19 protein-coding genes and 1 other annotated feature are annotated in these 16732 nt (G+C 38.0%); of the genes, 17 read left to right on the top strand and 2 right to left on the bottom strand.

From position 1 onward, the window contains the following. The first annotated feature begins 6 nt into the window (after positions 1–6). The 5 genes from aroB (at position 7) to E0E02_RS04435 (ending at position 4788) form a co-directional block, all read left to right on the top strand. Positions 7–1074 carry a 3-dehydroquinate synthase gene (aroB, locus tag E0E02_RS04455; protein ID WP_133017954.1) on the top strand — a complete coding sequence of 356 codons (1068 nt, stop codon included), beginning with the start codon at positions 7–9 and terminating at the stop codon, positions 1072–1074. A gap of 1 nt (position 1075) precedes the next feature. After that, entirely contained in the window at positions 1076–2242 is a 1167-nt protein-coding gene (gene aroC / locus E0E02_RS04450) for a chorismate synthase (protein ID WP_074602247.1), read from the top strand. Positions 2243–2323: 81 nt separating this feature from the next. Continuing rightward, complete coding sequence (locus E0E02_RS04445) at positions 2324–3427, top strand: prephenate dehydrogenase (RefSeq protein WP_133017953.1); 1104 nt, start codon at positions 2324–2326, stop codon at positions 3425–3427. A 12-nt stretch (positions 3428–3439) separates the two neighbouring features. Next, positions 3440–3778 (top strand): YlbF/YmcA family competence regulator, encoded by a 339-nt coding sequence (locus E0E02_RS04440; protein ID WP_020916975.1) that lies wholly within the window; start codon positions 3440–3442, stop codon positions 3776–3778. A 92-nt stretch (positions 3779–3870) separates the two neighbouring features. Beyond that, the gene (locus E0E02_RS04435; RefSeq protein WP_133017952.1) at positions 3871–4788 is read left to right on the top strand and encodes an L-lactate dehydrogenase; all 918 of its coding nucleotides are present in this window, start codon (positions 3871–3873) and stop codon (positions 4786–4788) included. Positions 4789–4822: 34 nt separating this feature from the next. On the opposite strand, the gene E0E02_RS04430 is transcribed toward E0E02_RS04435, so the two are convergent. Together E0E02_RS04430 and E0E02_RS04425 are read right to left on the bottom strand one after the other, a co-directional pair. Continuing rightward, entirely contained in the window at positions 4823–6067 is a 1245-nt protein-coding gene (locus E0E02_RS04430; RefSeq protein WP_133017951.1) for a folylpolyglutamate synthase/dihydrofolate synthase family protein, read from the bottom strand. A 69-nt stretch (positions 6068–6136) separates the two neighbouring features. After that, positions 6137–6598, bottom strand: coding sequence for a DUF6556 family protein (locus E0E02_RS04425; protein ID WP_133017950.1), 462 nt, complete (start codon positions 6596–6598; stop codon positions 6137–6139). Between the two features lie 196 nt (positions 6599–6794). Here E0E02_RS04425 and E0E02_RS04420 point away from each other — a divergent pair, with 196 nt between their 5' ends. From E0E02_RS04420 to E0E02_RS04365, 12 genes are all read left to right on the top strand, one after another. Next, positions 6795–7940 (top strand): cysteine desulfurase family protein, encoded by a 1146-nt coding sequence (locus tag E0E02_RS04420; RefSeq protein WP_133017949.1) that lies wholly within the window; start codon positions 6795–6797, stop codon positions 7938–7940. Between the two features lie 40 nt (positions 7941–7980). Beyond that, positions 7981–9195, top strand: coding sequence for a tRNA uracil 4-sulfurtransferase ThiI (thiI, locus tag E0E02_RS04415; RefSeq protein WP_074560412.1), 1215 nt, complete (start codon positions 7981–7983; stop codon positions 9193–9195). Positions 9196–9295: 100 nt separating this feature from the next. Beyond that, the gene (locus E0E02_RS04410; RefSeq protein ID WP_133017948.1) at positions 9296–10501 is read left to right on the top strand and encodes a CapA family protein; all 1206 of its coding nucleotides are present in this window, start codon (positions 9296–9298) and stop codon (positions 10499–10501) included. Then, positions 10492–11031, top strand: a complete 540-nt coding sequence (locus E0E02_RS04405) for a GNAT family N-acetyltransferase (RefSeq protein ID WP_133017947.1) — start codon at positions 10492–10494, stop codon at positions 11029–11031. Before E0E02_RS04410 ends, E0E02_RS04405 begins: the two co-directional genes overlap by 10 nt. 91 nt (positions 11032–11122) lie before the next feature. Beyond that, positions 11123–11198, top strand: a sequence feature (ribosomal protein L21 leader region). A 35-nt stretch (positions 11199–11233) separates the two neighbouring features. Beyond that, positions 11234–11548 carry a 50S ribosomal protein L21 gene (gene rplU, locus E0E02_RS04400; protein WP_004232223.1) on the top strand — a complete coding sequence of 105 codons (315 nt, stop codon included), beginning with the start codon at positions 11234–11236 and terminating at the stop codon, positions 11546–11548. A 12-nt stretch (positions 11549–11560) separates the two neighbouring features. Further along, the gene (locus E0E02_RS04395; protein WP_039696713.1) at positions 11561–11896 is read left to right on the top strand and encodes a ribosomal-processing cysteine protease Prp; all 336 of its coding nucleotides are present in this window, start codon (positions 11561–11563) and stop codon (positions 11894–11896) included. Between the two features lie 21 nt (positions 11897–11917). Beyond that, on the top strand, positions 11918–12211 hold the full coding sequence (gene rpmA, locus E0E02_RS04390; RefSeq protein WP_004232221.1) for a 50S ribosomal protein L27: 294 nt from the start codon (positions 11918–11920) through the stop codon (positions 12209–12211). A gap of 149 nt (positions 12212–12360) precedes the next feature. After that, positions 12361–13278: a LysR family transcriptional regulator gene (locus tag E0E02_RS04385; protein WP_074563927.1), complete on the top strand. Its 918-nt coding sequence runs from the start codon at positions 12361–12363 to the stop codon at positions 13276–13278. Further along, a complete protein-coding gene (gene lspA, locus E0E02_RS04380; RefSeq protein WP_006531207.1) occupies positions 13275–13748 on the top strand; it encodes a signal peptidase II in 474 nt (157 codons plus the stop codon). Before E0E02_RS04385 ends, lspA begins: the two co-directional genes overlap by 4 nt. Next, the gene (locus E0E02_RS04375) at positions 13732–14628 is read left to right on the top strand and encodes an RluA family pseudouridine synthase (protein WP_039696716.1); all 897 of its coding nucleotides are present in this window, start codon (positions 13732–13734) and stop codon (positions 14626–14628) included. Before lspA ends, E0E02_RS04375 begins: the two co-directional genes overlap by 17 nt. A 287-nt stretch (positions 14629–14915) precedes the next feature. Continuing rightward, positions 14916–15437, top strand: coding sequence for a bifunctional pyr operon transcriptional regulator/uracil phosphoribosyltransferase PyrR (gene pyrR / locus E0E02_RS04370; protein ID WP_039696718.1), 522 nt, complete (start codon positions 14916–14918; stop codon positions 15435–15437). A gap of 31 nt (positions 15438–15468) precedes the next feature. Next, positions 15469–16731, top strand: a complete 1263-nt coding sequence (locus tag E0E02_RS04365; protein ID WP_133017946.1) for a solute carrier family 23 protein — start codon at positions 15469–15471, stop codon at positions 16729–16731. The last annotated feature ends 1 nt before the right edge of the window (position 16732 follow it).

Here is a 16732-nt window from a genome sequence, read left to right as displayed (position 1 = left end):
ACGCTAATGAAATTGAATGTTAATCTCCCACAAACACCTTATGATATTGTGATTGAAAAAGGTGTCTTAGCTAAAGCCGGTGATTGGGTAAAATCACTTTGGCAACCTCAAAAAATTGCCCTTATTACAGATAACCATGTTGGAAGTTTGTATGCTGAAAAAGTTAAGCTTAGCATTGAGAATGCTGGCTTTGAAGTGATTGTTTTTGATTTTCTAGAAGGTGAAGCATCAAAAAATCTTCAAACAGTCAATAAAGCATATGAATTTTTGATTAAAAATGGTATGACACGTAGCGATGGAATCGTTGCGCTTGGCGGAGGTGTCGTTGGAGATTTAGCTGGTTTCGTAGCGTCTACTTATATGCGCGGAATTCATTTCTTGCAAATTCCGACGAGTCTAACGGCTCAAGTGGATTCATCAATTGGTGGTAAAACAGGTGTTAATACACCATTTGCTAAAAATATGGTTGGAACCTTTACGCAACCAGATGGTGTTTTAATCGATCCTGAAACCCTTCAAACGCTTGGAAAACGAGAACTCATTGAAGGTATGGGGGAAGTTATCAAGTATGGTTTGATTGAAGACGTTGAACTTTGGGACGAACTTTCTGCTATGGATGGTTCGCCTGAAAGCATTTTAAAACATGCAGAAAGCATTATCTATCGCTCATGTAATGTAAAACGTAAAGTTGTTGTAGAAGATGAACTTGATAATGGTGTTCGTCTTTATCTTAACTTTGGTCACACCATTGGTCATGCCGTTGAAGCAACTGCAGGCTATGGTAAAGTGATGCATGGTGAAGCTGTTGCCATTGGTATGGTACAAATTTCTCGTGTTGCCGAAGCAAAAGGTTTAATGCCTAAAGGTATCACTAAAGAGATTTTTGAAATGTGCCAAAAATTTGGTTTGCCAACAGACTACCAACCATGGGATGTTGAGGTGCTTTACGGAGCTTTAGTACATGACAAAAAAGCTCGTGGTAAAATGATTAAGACCGTCATTGTGCCAGAGCTTGGTAGCGCAGCGATCAATCAGATCCCCCTTGAAGAGATGAAAGAGTATTTGGAGAAATAATATGAGATATTTGACAGCTGGTGAATCTCACGGACCGCGTTTAACGGCTATTATTGAAGGAGTCCCTGCGGGACTTCCTTTAACTGCCGAAGATATTAATGTTGATTTGAAACGTCGCCAAGGCGGTTACGGTCGTGGCGGACGTATGAAAATTGAGTCAGATAAGGTTGAAATAACATCTGGCGTGCGTCATGGAAAAACAACAGGAGCTCCAATTACTCTTAACGTTATCAATAAAGACCACGAAAAATGGTTAGACATTATGGCTGTTGAAGATATTGATGATGCTCTTAAAACAAAACGTAAAATTACTCATCCACGTCCTGGTCATGCGGACCTTGTAGGTGGAATGAAATATCGCTTTGAAGATTTGCGTAATTCTCTAGAACGTTCTTCTGCGCGTGAAACAACAATGCGTGTGGCAGTTGGTGCTGTGGCAAAACGTATTTTGGCTGAGTTGGACATTGAAATTGCTAACCACGTTGTGGTCTTTGGCGGTAAAGAAGTTGATGTTCCAGAAGGACTCACTGTGTCACAAATTAAAGAATTAGCTAGCCAATCAGAAGTGTCAATTGTTAACCAAGAACGTGAACAAGAAATCAAAGATTATATTGACCAAATCAAAAAGGACGGAGATACCATTGGTGGTGTTGTCGAAACAGTTGTTGGTGGTGTTCCTGTTGGACTTGGTTCTTATGTGCAATGGGATAAGAAACTTGATGCTAAGATTGCTGGTGCCGTTGTTTCAATTAATGCCTTCAAAGGTGTTGAGTTTGGACTTGGTTTCAAAGATGGCTACCTTAAAGGTAGCCAAGTAATGGATGAAATCCTCTGGAACGAAGAAGAAGGATACACACGCCGTACTAATAATCTTGGTGGTTTTGAAGGTGGTATGACAAACGGTCAACCAATTGTTGTGCGTGGTGTCATGAAACCTATCCCAACGCTTTATAAACCTTTGATGTCAGTTGATATTGAAACTCACGAGCCTTATAAAGCAACTGTCGAACGTTCAGATCCAACGGCTCTTCCAGCAGCAGGTGTTGTTATGGAAGCAGTTGTGGCAACGGTTGTGGCTGATGAGATTCTTGAAAAATTTTCTTCTGACAATCTCGAAGAACTAAAAGAAGCTGTCGCTCGTCATCGTGATTATGTCAAACATTTTTAATGCATAAACAGTTGACAGAAGCTGAGACAAAAGTGCTCAGCTTCTTTCTATAAGGTATTGTTATCCGGAAATGGAGAAACTATGGAAAATAAAGTGATTTACGTTGCAGGTTTAGGTTTGATTGGGGGATCTCTTGCCTTAGGAATTAAGCGTGACCACCCAGATTACAAAATTTTAGGATACAATCGTTCTGACAAATCACGAAATGTTGCACTTGAGCGTGGGATTGTTGATGAAGCGACAGCAGATTTTAAAGAATTTGCACCTCTAGCAGATGTGATTATTTTGGCAGTTCCGATTAAACAGACCATTGAGTTTATTAAGACGCTTTCTGAAATGGATTTGAAAGAGGAAGTGATTATTACAGATGCTGGTTCAACAAAACGTGAGATTGTTGAGGCGGGAGAAAAATACTTGGCTGGTAAAGCTGTTCGCTTTGTCGGCTCACACCCTATGGCAGGTTCTCACAAGTCAGGGGCGATTGCTGCTGATGTGAACTTATTTGAAAATGCTTATTATATTTTCACACCATCTTCGTTGACAAGAACTGGAACGATTGATGAACTCAAGGAAATTTTAACTGGGCTTCATGCGCGTTATATTGAAATTGACGCGGCAGAGCATGACCGAGTAACGAGTCAAATTTCACATTTCCCACATGTCCTTGCAGCAAGTTTGATGGAGCAGGCAGGTGATTATGCAGCAGAGCATGAAATGGCTAATCATTTTGCGGCGGGTGCTTTTCGTGATATGACACGTATTGCTGAAAGTGAGCCAGGCATGTGGACCAGCATTCTCTTGACTAATAAAGAAGCTGTTGCTAATCGCATCGATGATTTCAAGGATAGACTCGATGAGATTAAGAAACTCATTTTACAAGGTGATGGGGATGGGATTTGGAATTATTTTAACCACGCCAAAGAAACGCGTAAGGAAATGCAAATCCATAAACGCGGTGGCGTGGAAAGTGCCTTCGATCTTTTTATCGATGTTCCCGATGAAGAAGATGTTATTTTGAAAATCTTGGAATTGCTTCGCGGAACATCTTTGGTTAATATTCATGTCAATGAAGAAAACCGCGAAGATATTAATGGGATTTTACAAATTTCATTTAAAAATGTTAAAGATTTGGAACATGCTAAAACAGTTATTAGTGAAAAAACTGATTATAAAGTTCATATTTAGAGGAGAAAAATTATGGCAAATATTTATGATTTAGCAAATGAACTAGAACGCGAAATCCGTGTTCTTCCTGAATACAAAAAAGCACAAGAATGCCGTGCTGCGATTGATGCTGACGAAGAAGCAAAAGCTTTGTTTAAAGAATTCACTGAATTCCAACAAGGTCTTTATGCCAAATTGCAATCAGGTCAAATGCCGACTGGTGATGAACAAACTAAAATGCAAGAATTGGGTGCTAAAATCGAAGCAAATCCAGTTCTTAAAGCTTATCTTGGTGCTCAACAATCATTGTCAGTTTATGTAGCAGACCTTGAAAAAATTATTTTTGGTCCTTTACAAGACCTTTTGAAATAGTAATTGTAACCTAACATTTTATGTTAGGTTTTTTTCGTATTTTCGAAAGTAAAGGTCTATAATGATTAATAACTTTATAAGGAGGTTGTTTTATGTCACGTAAGGTCGGAATTATTGGAATGGGTCATGTTGGCTCAACAGTTGCTCATGGACTGATTGCTCAAGGGGCTTTTGATGATTATGTCTTAATTGATACCAATGAGAAAAAAGTTACCGCAGATGCGGTTGATTTCCGTGATGCTGCAGCGAATCTAAATCAACATGCCAATATTGTGATTAATGATTATGAAGCTTTAGCAGATGCCGATGTGGTTATCTCAGCTCTAGGAAATATCAAACTTCAAGATAATCCAAATGCAGACCGTTTTGCGGAGTTACCTTTTTCAGCACAAGAAGTGCCTTTGGTTGCTAAAAAGCTAAAAGAGGTTGGATTTAAAGGGATTATTGTAGCTATTTCAAATCCAGTTGATGTCATTACTAGTCTCTATCAACACTACTCAGGTCTTCCAAAGGAACGTGTTATTGGTACAGGTACTTTGCTAGATACTGCTCGTATGAAACGTGCCGTTGCAGAACGTTTTGGTGTTGATGCGCGTAGCGTTTACGGTTATAACCTTGGCGAACATGGAAATTCACAATTTACGGCCTGGAGTCAAGTTCGTGTCAAAGGACAACCAATTTCTAACTTTACAGACCAAGCGACTCTTGAGGAAATTGCACATGAAGCCATGATTGGTGGACATACGGTCTTTTATGGCAAAAAATACACAAGCTATGGGATTGCAAGTGCAGCTATTCGTTTGGCGATTGCAGTTGTTTCAAATAGCCATGAAGAATTACCGGTTTCTAATTACTATGAACCGCTAGATACTTACCTTAGCTATCCAGCTATTGTTGGACGAGAAGGTATCATCGAACAAGTTAAATTAACTTTGCCAGCTGACGAAGAAGCTAAACTTGAAAATTCAGCTAACTTTATCAAACGTAAATTTGCTGAAAGTCTAAACTAATCAAAAAGAAATCCCATCTGAAAATCAGGTGGGATTATTGATTGAGTAAAAAATTACGAACTTCTGAGATGAAATAAAGTGAACCGGTGACAACAAAGAAATCTTCAGGATTTTGTTCGACTCTCTTTAGCCAGTCTCTATAGTCAGAAACTTTGGTGTATTTTTCAGGATAATCTGACAAGCTTTGTGCTTGATAGAAATCAAAACTGGTCACTGCTAAGTCAAATGCGGATAGTTCTTCGAGCATTTGTGTCAAAGGCTTACGCCCTAAGCCTGCAAAGAGGATATGAATGTTGCGATTTGAAAAGTCTTTTTTTAGCACGTCGACTAATTTTGCAATCGAATCTTCGTTATGTGCACCATCTAACATGAGGTTTGGTCGCATCAACTCACAACGCCCAGCCCAAACCGTATTTTCTAAGCCATTTTTGATAGTTGTTTTAGTAATATTTTTGAAATACGATTTAAGAATGATAGCAGCCATAGCAGCTAACGAGGCATTAGTTCGTTGATGATGACCAAGCATTGATAAAGTAATGTTTGCAATGTTTATATCTTTATAATAAAAATCAAAGTTTTCACCATTTTCTCTGATTGAGAACTCTTTATCCAGTTCATATGTCGGACAATCGAGCTCCTTAGCTTTTTGATGAAATACTTTTTGGACCTCTGGTGTCATTTGACCAAAAATAAAAGGAACGTGAGGATTTAAAACACCAGCTTTATGACCAGCAATTTCAGTAAGAGTTTTCCCCAGTGTTTCTTGGTGGTCGATACTGATTGATGGGCAGATAACTGCTTTCGCTGTAAAGACATTGGTTGAGTCAAAAGTACCACCAATACCAGCTTCAATAACGGCGACGTCGACAGGATTGATAGTTGCAAAGTAATAGAACATAAGAGCTGTAACAAGTTCAAATTCTGTTACCTTACCAACTTTTTCTTGAAAGTTATTGCTATCTACGATAGGTTTAATTGCCTGTGCTGTTTTAACCAGATCGCTATCAGAAATTTCTTTGCTATCGATAGCGATACGTTCATTAAAGCGCGTGATAAAAGGAGATGTGAAGGTACCTGTTTTATAACCTGATGCTGTTAAGATATGTTGGAGAAAACTAGTTGTAGAGCCTTTGCCGTTAGTTCCCACAACGTGAACAGCTGGAAATTTATTTTGCGGGTTATCAAGTAAGTTAAGGAGATGGCGCATGCGCTCTAAACTTGGTCGGCGACCATTAGCTTTGTGAGAGTGAATCCAATTTAGCGTGTCAATATAAGTCATGAGTTTATTTTACCTAGTAAAAAAGAGGTGGGATGATAAGGAATTTTATCGTCCCATTCCTCTTTGATTTTATTGATTTGTTTCAGTAGCACTTCCTGCAGTAGTATCAGATGTCGCTTGAGAACTTGTTTGAGTGTTGTCTTGTGTTGTATCAGCACTTGAACTGTAAGTTGTAGAATCTGAGCTAGAGTCATAAGTTGCATTGTTGCTATTAGTGTCACTATTGTAAACACTGTTGTTAGCAGCAGAACTTGAATATGTTGTTGACGCAGAAGTATCAGTTTTACTGTTATTGCCTTTGTTACCTTCTTTAATCACAACAGTTGTCGTTGATTTATCAGTTGGCTTTTGACTTGATGAGCCTTTTAAGGCGTTTGTGATAGTGATACTTGCTACGATAATACTAAGGATAGACCCGATAAGAGCAATTGTTTTTTGAAAGGCTGAGAAACCTTTTTTAATGTGCTTTGATGGGGCTTGTTCCTTATCGTTTTTTGATGATTTTTGACGTCTAGAATAATGTTGAGACATTTTTAACTCCTTTTTCGCGTATGATTCTATTATAGTTTTTTCATTTTAAATGTCCAGTAAGAGATAGGACTCTTTTAAGAAATATTTTAGGTCATTTTCTTAAAAATAGGCTTAAAAAACTTAAGATTAAAGCTTTCACACTTATGAGAGACTGTGTTATAATGGTAGTATTGATTTTTTTGTGAAGGAAGAAAAAATGATTTACTTTGATAATTCTGCCACTACCATTCCCTATCCTGAAGTTTTGCGCACTTATCAGGAAGTGGCAAGTAAAATTTATGGAAATCCATCAAGTTTGCACAATCTAGGCACAAAAGCTAGTCGTATTCTAGAGGCAAGCCGTAAGCAAATCGCTGGCTTGCTTGGCGTTAAAAGTGATGAAATTATTTTCACTTCTGGTGGTACTGAAGGAGACAACTGGGTTCTTAAAGGTGTCGCATTTGAAAAAGAACGCTACGGAAAACACATCATCGTATCAGATATCGAACACCCAGCTGTCAAAGAATCTGCAAAATGGCTTGGCGAACATGGTTTTGAAGTGTCTTACGCGCCAGTTGATGAAAAAGGTTTTGTTGATGTTGATAAATTAGCAGAGCTTTTGCGCCCAGATACAACTTTAGTCTCAATCATGGCAGTTAATAATGAAATTGGTTCTATCCAACCAATTAAAGCCATCTCAGAATTACTATCTGATAAACCAGGAATTTCATTCCACGTGGATGCTGTTCAAGCTATCGGTAAAATTCCAGCAACTGACTATTTGACAGAACGTGTTGACTTTGCAAGCTTTTCTGGTCATAAATTCCACAGTGTGCGTGGTGTCGGTTTCATCTATAAAAAAGAAGGCAAAAAATTAAATCCATTGCTAGCTGGTGGTGGGCAAGAAGGTGACCTTCGTTCAACTACTGAAAACGTTGCAGGGATTGCTGCGACAGCGAAAGCTCTGCGCTTGGTTACTGACAAAGAAGCTTACGCCCTTCCAAAAATCGCCAAAATGAAAGAAATCATTTATGACGAACTAGCTAAGCACAAAGATATCGTTATTTTCTCTGGTAAGGATGATACTTTTGCTCCAAACATCTTAACCTTTGGTATCAAAGGTGTTCGTGGAGAAGTAGTGGTTCATGCCTTTGAAGAACATGAAATCTATATTTCAACAACCTCAGCTTGTTCATCAAAAGCAGGAAAACCTGCAGGAACATTGATTGCCATGGGAGTCCCTACAAAACTAGCGCAGTCAGCTGTTCGCATTAGTCTCGATGATGACAATGATATGGGACAAGTTGAACAATTCCTAACAATTTTCAAACAAGTCTACGAAAAAACAAAAAAAGTAAGATAATTAATAAGAAAGGATAAAGAGATTTTCTCTTTAGAAAACTATGCAATACTCAGAAATTATGGTTCGCTACGGCGAATTATCAACTAAAGGAAAGAACCGCATGCGTTTCATCAATAAATTGAAACGTAACATGAAACACGTTCTTTCAATTTATCCAGATGTCCGTGTTGTGGCTGACCGCGACCGCGCTCACATTTTCTTAAATGGTACTGACTATGTTCCCGTTGCGGAATCATTAAAACAAATTTTCGGGATTCAAGCATTTTCACCATCATACAAGGTTGAAAAAAATCTAGAAACGATTAAAAAAGCTGTTCAAGATGTGATGACTGACGTTTATCATGAAGGTTTGACATTTAAAATCACAAGTAAACGTAGCGACCACAACTTTGAGATGGATAGCCGTGAATTGAATCAATACCTTGGTTCAGCTGTCTTTGAAGTTTTGCCTAACATTCAAGCGCAAATGAAAGGGCCGGATGTCAATCTTAAAGTTGAAATTCGTGAAGAAGCTGCCTACCTTTCATATGAAAATATCAAAGGTGCTGGAGGACTTCCTGTTGGAACAGCTGGACGCGGAATGTTGATGTTATCAGGTGGTATTGATTCACCTGTTGCAGGTTACCTTGCTCTTAAACGTGGGGTTGATATTGAAGCTGTCCACTTTGCTAGTCCACCATACACAAGTCCAGGTGCTCTTAAGAAAGCTCAAGATTTGACACGTAAATTGACAAAATTCGGTGGTAACATTGATTTCATCGAAGTACCATTTACGGAAATCCAAGAAGAAATCAAAGAAAAAGCGCCAGAAGCTTACTTGATGACTTTGACACGTCGTTTCATGATGCGTATTACAGATCGCATTCGTGAAGAACGTAATGGCTTGGTTATCATCAATGGTGAAAGTCTTGGACAAGTGGCCAGTCAAACGCTTGAAAGTATGCGTGCCATTAATGCCGTAACTGCAACGCCAATTATTCGTCCAGTTGTCACAATGGATAAATTGGAAATCATTGATATTGCACAAAAAATCGATACTTTTGATATTTCAATTCAACCATTTGAAGATTGCTGTACTATCTTTGCGCCAGATCGTCCAAAAACAAATCCAAAAATCAAAAATGTTGAACAATACGAAAAACGTATGGACGTTGAAGGACTTGTTGAACGTGCTGTTGCAGGAATTAAAGTGACAACAATCACACCACAAGCAGAACATGATGAAGTCGATGACTTAATCGATGACTTACTATAATAGATAGAAACTGCCTTTAGGGCAGTTTTTTTCTTACCAGTTAAATCCTGAAAGCCTAATCATAAAATGATATAATAGTCGCATGGAGGTGTGATTAAGGATGTTAGATAGGATAATTTATAAAAAGACAACGTTGGCTTGCTTGGCATTCATATTGCTAAGCTTATTAGGTGCAGCATTTTATGGCTTACTATTTGAGAAGGCCAGTTCAAGTGATAAGACTCAGCAATCAAAAGCTCAGTCAAGTAAAGTCAAAACAGCGCGTGTCATGGCAAATGGAGATATTCTTATCCATAATGGTCTTTATGGCAGTGCTGAGCAGGCTGATGGGACTTATGATTTTAAACCTTTCTTTGAGTATGCCAAAGACTGGATTTCAAGTGCTGATTTGGCAATTGGTGACTATGAAGGAACGATTAGTCCAGATTATCCTTTAGCTGGCTATCCTTTATTCAATGCACCGAGTGAAATTGCTGATGCTATGAAAGACACAGGTTATGATGTTGTCGATTTAGCTCACAACCATATCCTTGATTCTGGTCTTTCAGGTGCACTTAACACCGTTAAAACCTTTGATAAATTAGGAATGCCTAGTATTGGCGTTTACAAAAAAGACCGAGACAAAGAAGATATTTTAATTAAAAATGTTAATGGTATTAAAATTGCTATTTTAGGTTATTCTTATGCTTACAATGGACTAGAAGCTAATTTGTCAGCTGAGGATTATGAGAAGCACATGTCTGATTTAAATGAAGACAAGATGAAAGCTGAAATTCAGGAAGCTGAAAAGAAAGCTGATGTAACAATTGTCATGCCACAAATGGGAGTGGAATACCAACGCGAACCAACTCAAGAGCAAGTAATCCTTTATCACAAGATGATTGATTGGGGTGCAGATGTTATCTTTGGTGGACACCCTCACGTTGTGGAACCATCAGAAACTGTCGAAAAAGACGGCGAAAAGAAATTTATTATCTATTCAATGGGAAATTTTATTTCTAATCAACGTTTAGAAACGGTTGATGACATTTGGACAGAACGTGGTCTTTTGATGGATGTAACATTTGAAAAGAAAAATCATAAAACGAAAATTAAAACTGTCGCAGCTCACCCAACAATGGTTTGGGTATGGAGCAAGGGCGTGACAGGGTCAGAAGGCTTTGTTCTTTCAGATTATCGTACGCTTATTTTAGAAGACTTTATAAAAGGTGGTAAATACCGCGACAAACTTGATGCTAGCATGCAAGAAAAAGTCGATACCGCCTATCAAGAAATGAATGAATTGGTGAATTTACAATGGAATTAAAACGTCAAGAGGTGAAACTTTTTTCAAAAAGTTCCCATGATGTCAAAAACTTATACTTATCGGCTTTTCCAGCTGTTGAACGTGCACCGTATTTGCCGTTGTTGCTGACGGCTTATCGTGACCTAGCAGATTTTTATGCTTATTATGATGGCGACGATTTTGTCGGCTTAGCTTACATTTTACAAAATGAAGCTGTGGTTTATTTGTTTTTCTTAGCTGTTAACCCTAACATTCGTTCACGTGGTTACGGCTCAGCTATTTTGCAAGATGTTAAAGATTTAGCTGGGAATCGTCCAGTCGTTTTGGCAATTGAGCCTATGGACGAAAAAGCGGATAATTTTGATCAACGTTTGAAGCGCGTGCGTTTTTATGAGAAAAATGGTTTTCACATCACAGCCTATTATTACCACGAAGGTAGTGAGACCTATCAAATGATGGCAAATACTAAGCAGATTGATATTGATGCTATCGAAAAATTGACTAAAAAAGCTGTTTTGGGATTAGTGAAAGTATCCTTTGACAAAAAATAAAAAATGAAAACGTACTATCATTAAAAAAAGCTAGCATATTCCTTGCTTTAATTAGCCTAACATGATAAAATATGAATGTTGACTAAATGCACATCCTGTGCAACCGCACGAAAATCGTTTATAAGCAACTCTCGAGGTTCACGATTTAGGCGAGTCTTCACAAGCGGAAAAATCCGCAACAAAATTTTATAGGAGGTGCACGATGAGCACATATGCAATCATCAAAACTGGTGGAAAACAAGTTAAAGTTGAAGTAGGTCAAGCTATCTATGTTGAAAAACTTGATGTTGAAGCTGGTTCAGAAGTAACATTTAACGAAGTTGTTCTTGTTGGTGGTGAAAAAACTGTTGTTGGTACACCAGTTGTTGAAGGAGCTTCTGTTGTTGGTACTGTTGAAAAACAAGGAAAACAAAAGAAAGTTGTTACTTTCAAATACAAACCTAAAAAAGGTTCACACCGTAAACAAGGTCACCGTCAACCTTACACTAAAGTTGTTATCAACGCTATCAACGCATAATTTAGCATTCTCATGATTCAAGCAACTTTTATTCGCCGCAAAGGCAACTTAGAAAGTGTTGAACTGACTGGTCACGCTGGTAGTGGTGAATATGGCTTTGATATCGTATGTGCAGCTGTTTCAACTTTATCGATTAACTTTGTTAATTCGTTAGAAGTTTTGGCAGAATGCAATGCTGATTTTGCTGTCAATGAGATTGATGGTGGTTATATGAAGATTGATATCTCTCATATGACTAAGAAGACAGATGAGAAAGTTCAACTTTTATTTGAAAGCTTTCTTTTAGGAATGACAAATTTGGCTGAGAATTCGAAAGAATTTGTGTCAGTTAAGGTCATTGCAAACTAATTTGAAAAGAGGACACTACATATGTTAAAAATGAATCTTGCTAACTTGCAACTTTTCGCCCACAAAAAAGGTGGAGGTTCTACATCAAATGGTCGTGATTCTGAAGCAAAACGTCTTGGTGCTAAAGCAGCTGACGGTCAAACTGTTTCAGGTGGATCAATCCTTTACCGTCAACGCGGTACTCACATCTACCCAGGTGTGAACGTAGGTCGCGGTGGTGACGATACACTTTTCGCTAAAGTTGAAGGTGTTGTTCGTTTCGAACGTAAAGGTCGCGATAAACGTCAAGTATCAGTTTATCCAATTGCAAAATAATTTAACAGAAAAGTCTGCTTCGCGCAGGCTTTTTTTGTCCCTTTTTGAAATACAAAATGGTTAGTCAGTCACTTTGGGCCTGATATAGCGCCATTAGCTATATTTTGCTATAATAAAGATGATTGATTTTTTAGAAAGAATGATTGACAATGAATATACAACAACTACGTTATGTTGTAGCTATTGCAAACAGTGGGACCTTTCGTGAAGCGGCTTCTAAGCTTTTTGTCAGTCAGCCGAGTTTGTCAGTAGCTATTAAGGACCTTGAAGGTGAATTAGGTTTTCAAATTTTTACACGTACAACGACAGGTGCTGTCTTAACGAGTCACGGAATGACTTTTTATGAAAAAGCTTTGGAGGTTGTTAAGAGTTTTGACTCATTTGAGAAACAATTTTCACAATCGTCGGCTGATTCAGATGAGTTTTCTATTGCTAGTCAGCATTACGATTTTTTACCGCCTTTGATAACAACCTTTTCTAAGGCTCATCCAGAGCATAAGGATTTTCGTATTTTTGAGTCAACAACTATTCAAATTTTTGATGAGGTGGCTCAAGGTGATAGTGAGATTGGGATTATTTATTTAAATAATCAAAATCGCAAAGGACTTTTGCAACGTATGGAAAAATTAGGCTTGGAATTTGTCGAGTTAATCCCTTTTAAGACTCATATTTATCTGGCTAAGACTCATCCTTTGGCACAAAAGGAAAGTCTTGTAATGGAGGATTTGAAGGAGCTACCAACGGTCCGTTTCACCCAAGAAAAAGACGAGTACCTTTATTATTCTGAGAATTTTGTTGATACCAGTGATAGTCCACATGTTTTTAATGTGACTGACCGTGCAACCTTAAATGGTATTTTAGAGCGTACAGATGCCTACGCAACTGGTTCTGGTTTCCTAGATAGCCGTAGTTTTAATGGTATTACTGTTATTCCACTTGAAGATAAGCTAGATAATAAAATGGTTTATATCAAGCGTCGTGATAAAAATTTATCGGCTTGTGCTTTGAAATTCATCGCTGTCATGAAAGATTATTTTGAAAAATTCAGTCCAAAGGTGACCAAATGAAAAACTATAGAAAACTTTATTTTCCATTAGCTGCTGTGATGTTGATTTTGTTGGATCAATTAAGCAAGCAATGGATTGTCAATCATATTCCTTTAAATGCCATTCGCAAATGTGTGCCAGGTATTTTTAGCTTAACTTATTTACGTAATTATGGTGCAGCTTTCTCTATTTTGCAGAATCAGCAGTGGTTTTTTACGGTGATTACACTTGCTGTTGTCGGAGCCGCTTGCTATTATTTTATTAAAAATATTAATGGCAATTTTTGGTTCTTATTTGGACTTTTGCTGATTATTTCGGGTGGAATCGGTAATTTTATTGACCGTTTGCGACTTGGTTACGTTGTTGATATGGTTCATTTGGATTTTATGAATTTTGCTATTTTTAATGTGGCGGATTCGTATTTAACAGTTGGGGTCGTGATTTTATTTATCGCCCTATGGAAAGAGGAGGAAAATGGAATTAATCATTAAAGAAGCTGGCGCTCGTTTAGATAAGGCGTTAGCAGACTTAACAGACTTGTCACGTAGCCAAGCTAATGATGAAATTAAAAAAGGAACAGTTTTGGTAAACGGCAAAGCTGTTAAAGCAAAATATGCTGTCAAAGTTGGCGATGTTGTGACTTATGAAGTGCCAGAAGAAGAGGTGCTTGAATATAAAGCAGAAAATATTCCACTTGATATTGTTTATGAAGATGAAGATGTCGCAGTGGTTTACAAACCTCAAGGCATGGTTGTTCATCCATCTGTAGGTCACACGTCAGGTACTTTGGTCAATGCTTTGATGTATCATATCAAAGATTTGTCATCTATCAACGGTGTGATTCGACCAGGGATTGTTCACCGAATCGATAAAGATACTTCAGGGCTTTTGATGATTGCCAAAAATGATACTGCCCACAATGCACTTGCTGCTGAATTGAAGGATAAAAAATCCCTTCGTAAATATGTGGCTATCGTACATGGTAATATTCCAAATGATCGTGGTGTTATTGAAGCACCGATTGGACGTTCTGAGAAAGACCGTAAAAAACAAGCTGTTACGGCTAAAGGAAAACCAGCTGTAACTCATTTCAAAGTTTTAGAACGCTTTGGTAACTATACTTTGGTTGAATTGACGCTTGAAACAGGTCGAACTCACCAAATCCGTGTGCACATGGCTTATATTGGACACCCAGTTGCAGGAGATCCATTGTACGGACCACGTAAGACATTGAAAGGTAATGGTCAATTCTTGCATGCTCAAACACTTGGCTTTACACATCCAAAAACAGGTGAAACAATGACTTTCACAGCTGAAGTGCCAGCGATTTTTAAAGAAACACTTGAAAAATTACGAAGCGGAAAAGCTTAAAAGATATGATAAAAACAGCAGTGATGAACCTTTGGGGAAATCCTGCTTTTTTTATTCGTTTTTGCAAAAAATCCCGAGAGTTTTTTTGGCTGAAAATCGTAAATCTCTTGTCAAATGATGAACGATTTGGTATTATATAAGAGTAAATATTATCCTTTAATACTGTCCCGTGAGGCAGGCAAGGAGAGAACGGTAAAAGAAGTGTGCAACTGGTATAGTTGTACCTATATTTTGTGGAATCTCCTTGGTAACGAGGAGATTTTTTGTATATTAAGAGAGGTTTGTTTATGAAAACAAAAGAAATTGTTGATGATGTAACAATGAAACGTGCGATTACACGTATCACTTATGAGATTATTGAGCGTAATAAAAATCTTGACAATATTGTTCTTGCAGGAATTAAGACACGTGGTGTCTTCATTGCTCGTCGTATTCAAGATCGCTTGAAACAATTGGAAGGTATTGATATTCCGCTTGGTGAACTTGATACAAAACCTTTCCGTGATGATATGAAAGTTGAAGAAGATACAACAGATATGCCAGTTGATATTACTGGTAAAGATGTTATCTTGGTTGACGATGTGCTTTATACAGGACGTACAATTCGTGCGGCTATTGATAACTTAGTAAGTCTTGGTCGTCCAGCTCGTGTTAGTCTTGCTGTTCTTGTTGACCGTGGACACCGTGAACTCCCAATTCGTGCTGATTATGTTGGTAAAAACATCCCAACAAGTGCTATCGAGGAAATCATTGTTGAAGTGATCGAAGTAGATGGTAAAGATCGCGTTAGCATTGTAGATCCAAGCTAAGCAGTATTAGAATTGAGGAGGATGATAAAAAGTGGAAAACGTAAGATATGATGTGCATGATATGCCAAAACCAGGAATGCTGTTTGGATTATCATTTCAACATTTGTTTGCAATGTTTGGCTCAACAGTTTTGGTACCAATCTTAGTTGGTATTGATCCAGCGATTGCTCTATTTTCAAGTGGTTTAGGTACTCTAGCACATTTGACAGTAACCAAATATAAAATCCCAGCTTACATGGGTTCAAGTTTTGCTTACATTGCGACTATGCAAATGTTAATGAAGACTGACGGGATTGCAGCGGTAGCGCAAGGGGCTATTGCAGGTGGTTTGGTTTACTTAATTGTTGCCTTGATTGTAAAATTTGCCGGAAATGCATGGATTGATAAAGTATTGCCACCAATTGTGGTTGGTCCAATCATCATCGTTATCGGACTTAGCCTTGCGACAACAGCTGTTAACGATGTAATGCTTAAAGACGGCGAATACAATTTTACTTACCTTTTAGTTGGGATGGTAACTCTTCTTGCGGTTATTCTCTTTAACATGTACGGTAAAAAGATTATCGGTGTTATTCCAATCTTGCTTGGATTGATTGTTGGTTACATTTTTGCATTAGTAGTTGGTGCGGTAACTGGTCAAAGTATTGTTGATTTGTCAGGTGTGGCAAAATCAGCTTGGTTCCAAGTTCCAAGTTTTGATATTCTCTTTGTTGACTATCATTTCAAACTTTACCCAAGTGCTATTTTGACAATGGCTCCAATCGCATTTGTAACAATGACTGAACACTTTGGTCACGTGATGGTTCTTAACAGCTTAACAGGACGTGATTTCTTTAAAGATCCAGGTCTTGACCGTACGCTTACAGGTGATGGTTTAGCACAAATCATCGCTGGATTCTTTGGTGCCCCACCGGTAACATCGTACGGTGAAAACATCGGTGTTATGGCTCTTAACAAAATCTACTCAGTATATGTTATTGCTGGAGCAGCGGTAATTGCTGTAGTAATGAGCTTTATCGGAAAAATCTCTGCTCTTCTTTCATCAATTCCAACACCAGTTATCGGTGGTATTTCAATTGCCCTCTTTGGTGTTATCGCATCAAGTGGTCTTAAAATTTTAGTTGAAAATAAAATTGATTTTGACAATAAGAAAAATCTTTTGATTGCAAGTGTTATCTTAGTGTCTGGTATCGGTGGTTTGACATTGCAAGTTGCTGGTTTACAAATCACAGGTGTTGCTTTCTCAACACTTTTAGGTATTATCTTGTATCAAATTCTTCCAGAAAAGGACTAAA

Source organism: Streptococcus sp. KCJ4932, from assembly GCF_004352745.1.
GTDB classification, from domain to species: domain Bacteria; phylum Bacillota; class Bacilli; order Lactobacillales; family Streptococcaceae; genus Streptococcus; species Streptococcus ruminicola.
Note: the sequence above shows the minus strand (reverse complement) of the source record. Positions and strands in the feature narration are given on the sequence as shown.

Coding starts and splice junctions, on each gene's coding strand:
- aroB (WP_133017954.1), top strand. CDS start 7: ATGAAATTGAATGTTAATCTCCCACAAACACCTTATGATATTGTGATT.
- E0E02_RS04425 (WP_133017950.1), bottom strand. CDS start 6,598: ATGTCTCAACATTATTCTAGACGTCAAAAATCATCAAAAAACGATAAG.
- E0E02_RS04430 (WP_133017951.1), bottom strand. CDS start 6,067: ATGACTTATATTGACACGCTAAATTGGATTCACTCTCACAAAGCTAAT.
- pyrR (WP_039696718.1), top strand. CDS start 14,916: ATGAAAACAAAAGAAATTGTTGATGATGTAACAATGAAACGTGCGATT.
- lspA (WP_006531207.1), top strand. CDS start 13,275: ATGAAAAACTATAGAAAACTTTATTTTCCATTAGCTGCTGTGATGTTG.
- E0E02_RS04385 (WP_074563927.1), top strand. CDS start 12,361: ATGAATATACAACAACTACGTTATGTTGTAGCTATTGCAAACAGTGGG.
- E0E02_RS04445 (WP_133017953.1), top strand. CDS start 2,324: ATGGAAAATAAAGTGATTTACGTTGCAGGTTTAGGTTTGATTGGGGGA.
- rplU (WP_004232223.1), top strand. CDS start 11,234: ATGAGCACATATGCAATCATCAAAACTGGTGGAAAACAAGTTAAAGTT.
- E0E02_RS04420 (WP_133017949.1), top strand. CDS start 6,795: ATGATTTACTTTGATAATTCTGCCACTACCATTCCCTATCCTGAAGTT.
- rpmA (WP_004232221.1), top strand. CDS start 11,918: ATGTTAAAAATGAATCTTGCTAACTTGCAACTTTTCGCCCACAAAAAA.
- E0E02_RS04405 (WP_133017947.1), top strand. CDS start 10,492: ATGGAATTAAAACGTCAAGAGGTGAAACTTTTTTCAAAAAGTTCCCAT.
- E0E02_RS04440 (WP_020916975.1), top strand. CDS start 3,440: ATGGCAAATATTTATGATTTAGCAAATGAACTAGAACGCGAAATCCGT.
- E0E02_RS04410 (WP_133017948.1), top strand. CDS start 9,296: ATGTTAGATAGGATAATTTATAAAAAGACAACGTTGGCTTGCTTGGCA.
- aroC (WP_074602247.1), top strand. CDS start 1,076: ATGAGATATTTGACAGCTGGTGAATCTCACGGACCGCGTTTAACGGCT.
- E0E02_RS04395 (WP_039696713.1), top strand. CDS start 11,561: ATGATTCAAGCAACTTTTATTCGCCGCAAAGGCAACTTAGAAAGTGTT.
- thiI (WP_074560412.1), top strand. CDS start 7,981: ATGCAATACTCAGAAATTATGGTTCGCTACGGCGAATTATCAACTAAA.
- E0E02_RS04375 (WP_039696716.1), top strand. CDS start 13,732: ATGGAATTAATCATTAAAGAAGCTGGCGCTCGTTTAGATAAGGCGTTA.
- E0E02_RS04435 (WP_133017952.1), top strand. CDS start 3,871: ATGTCACGTAAGGTCGGAATTATTGGAATGGGTCATGTTGGCTCAACA.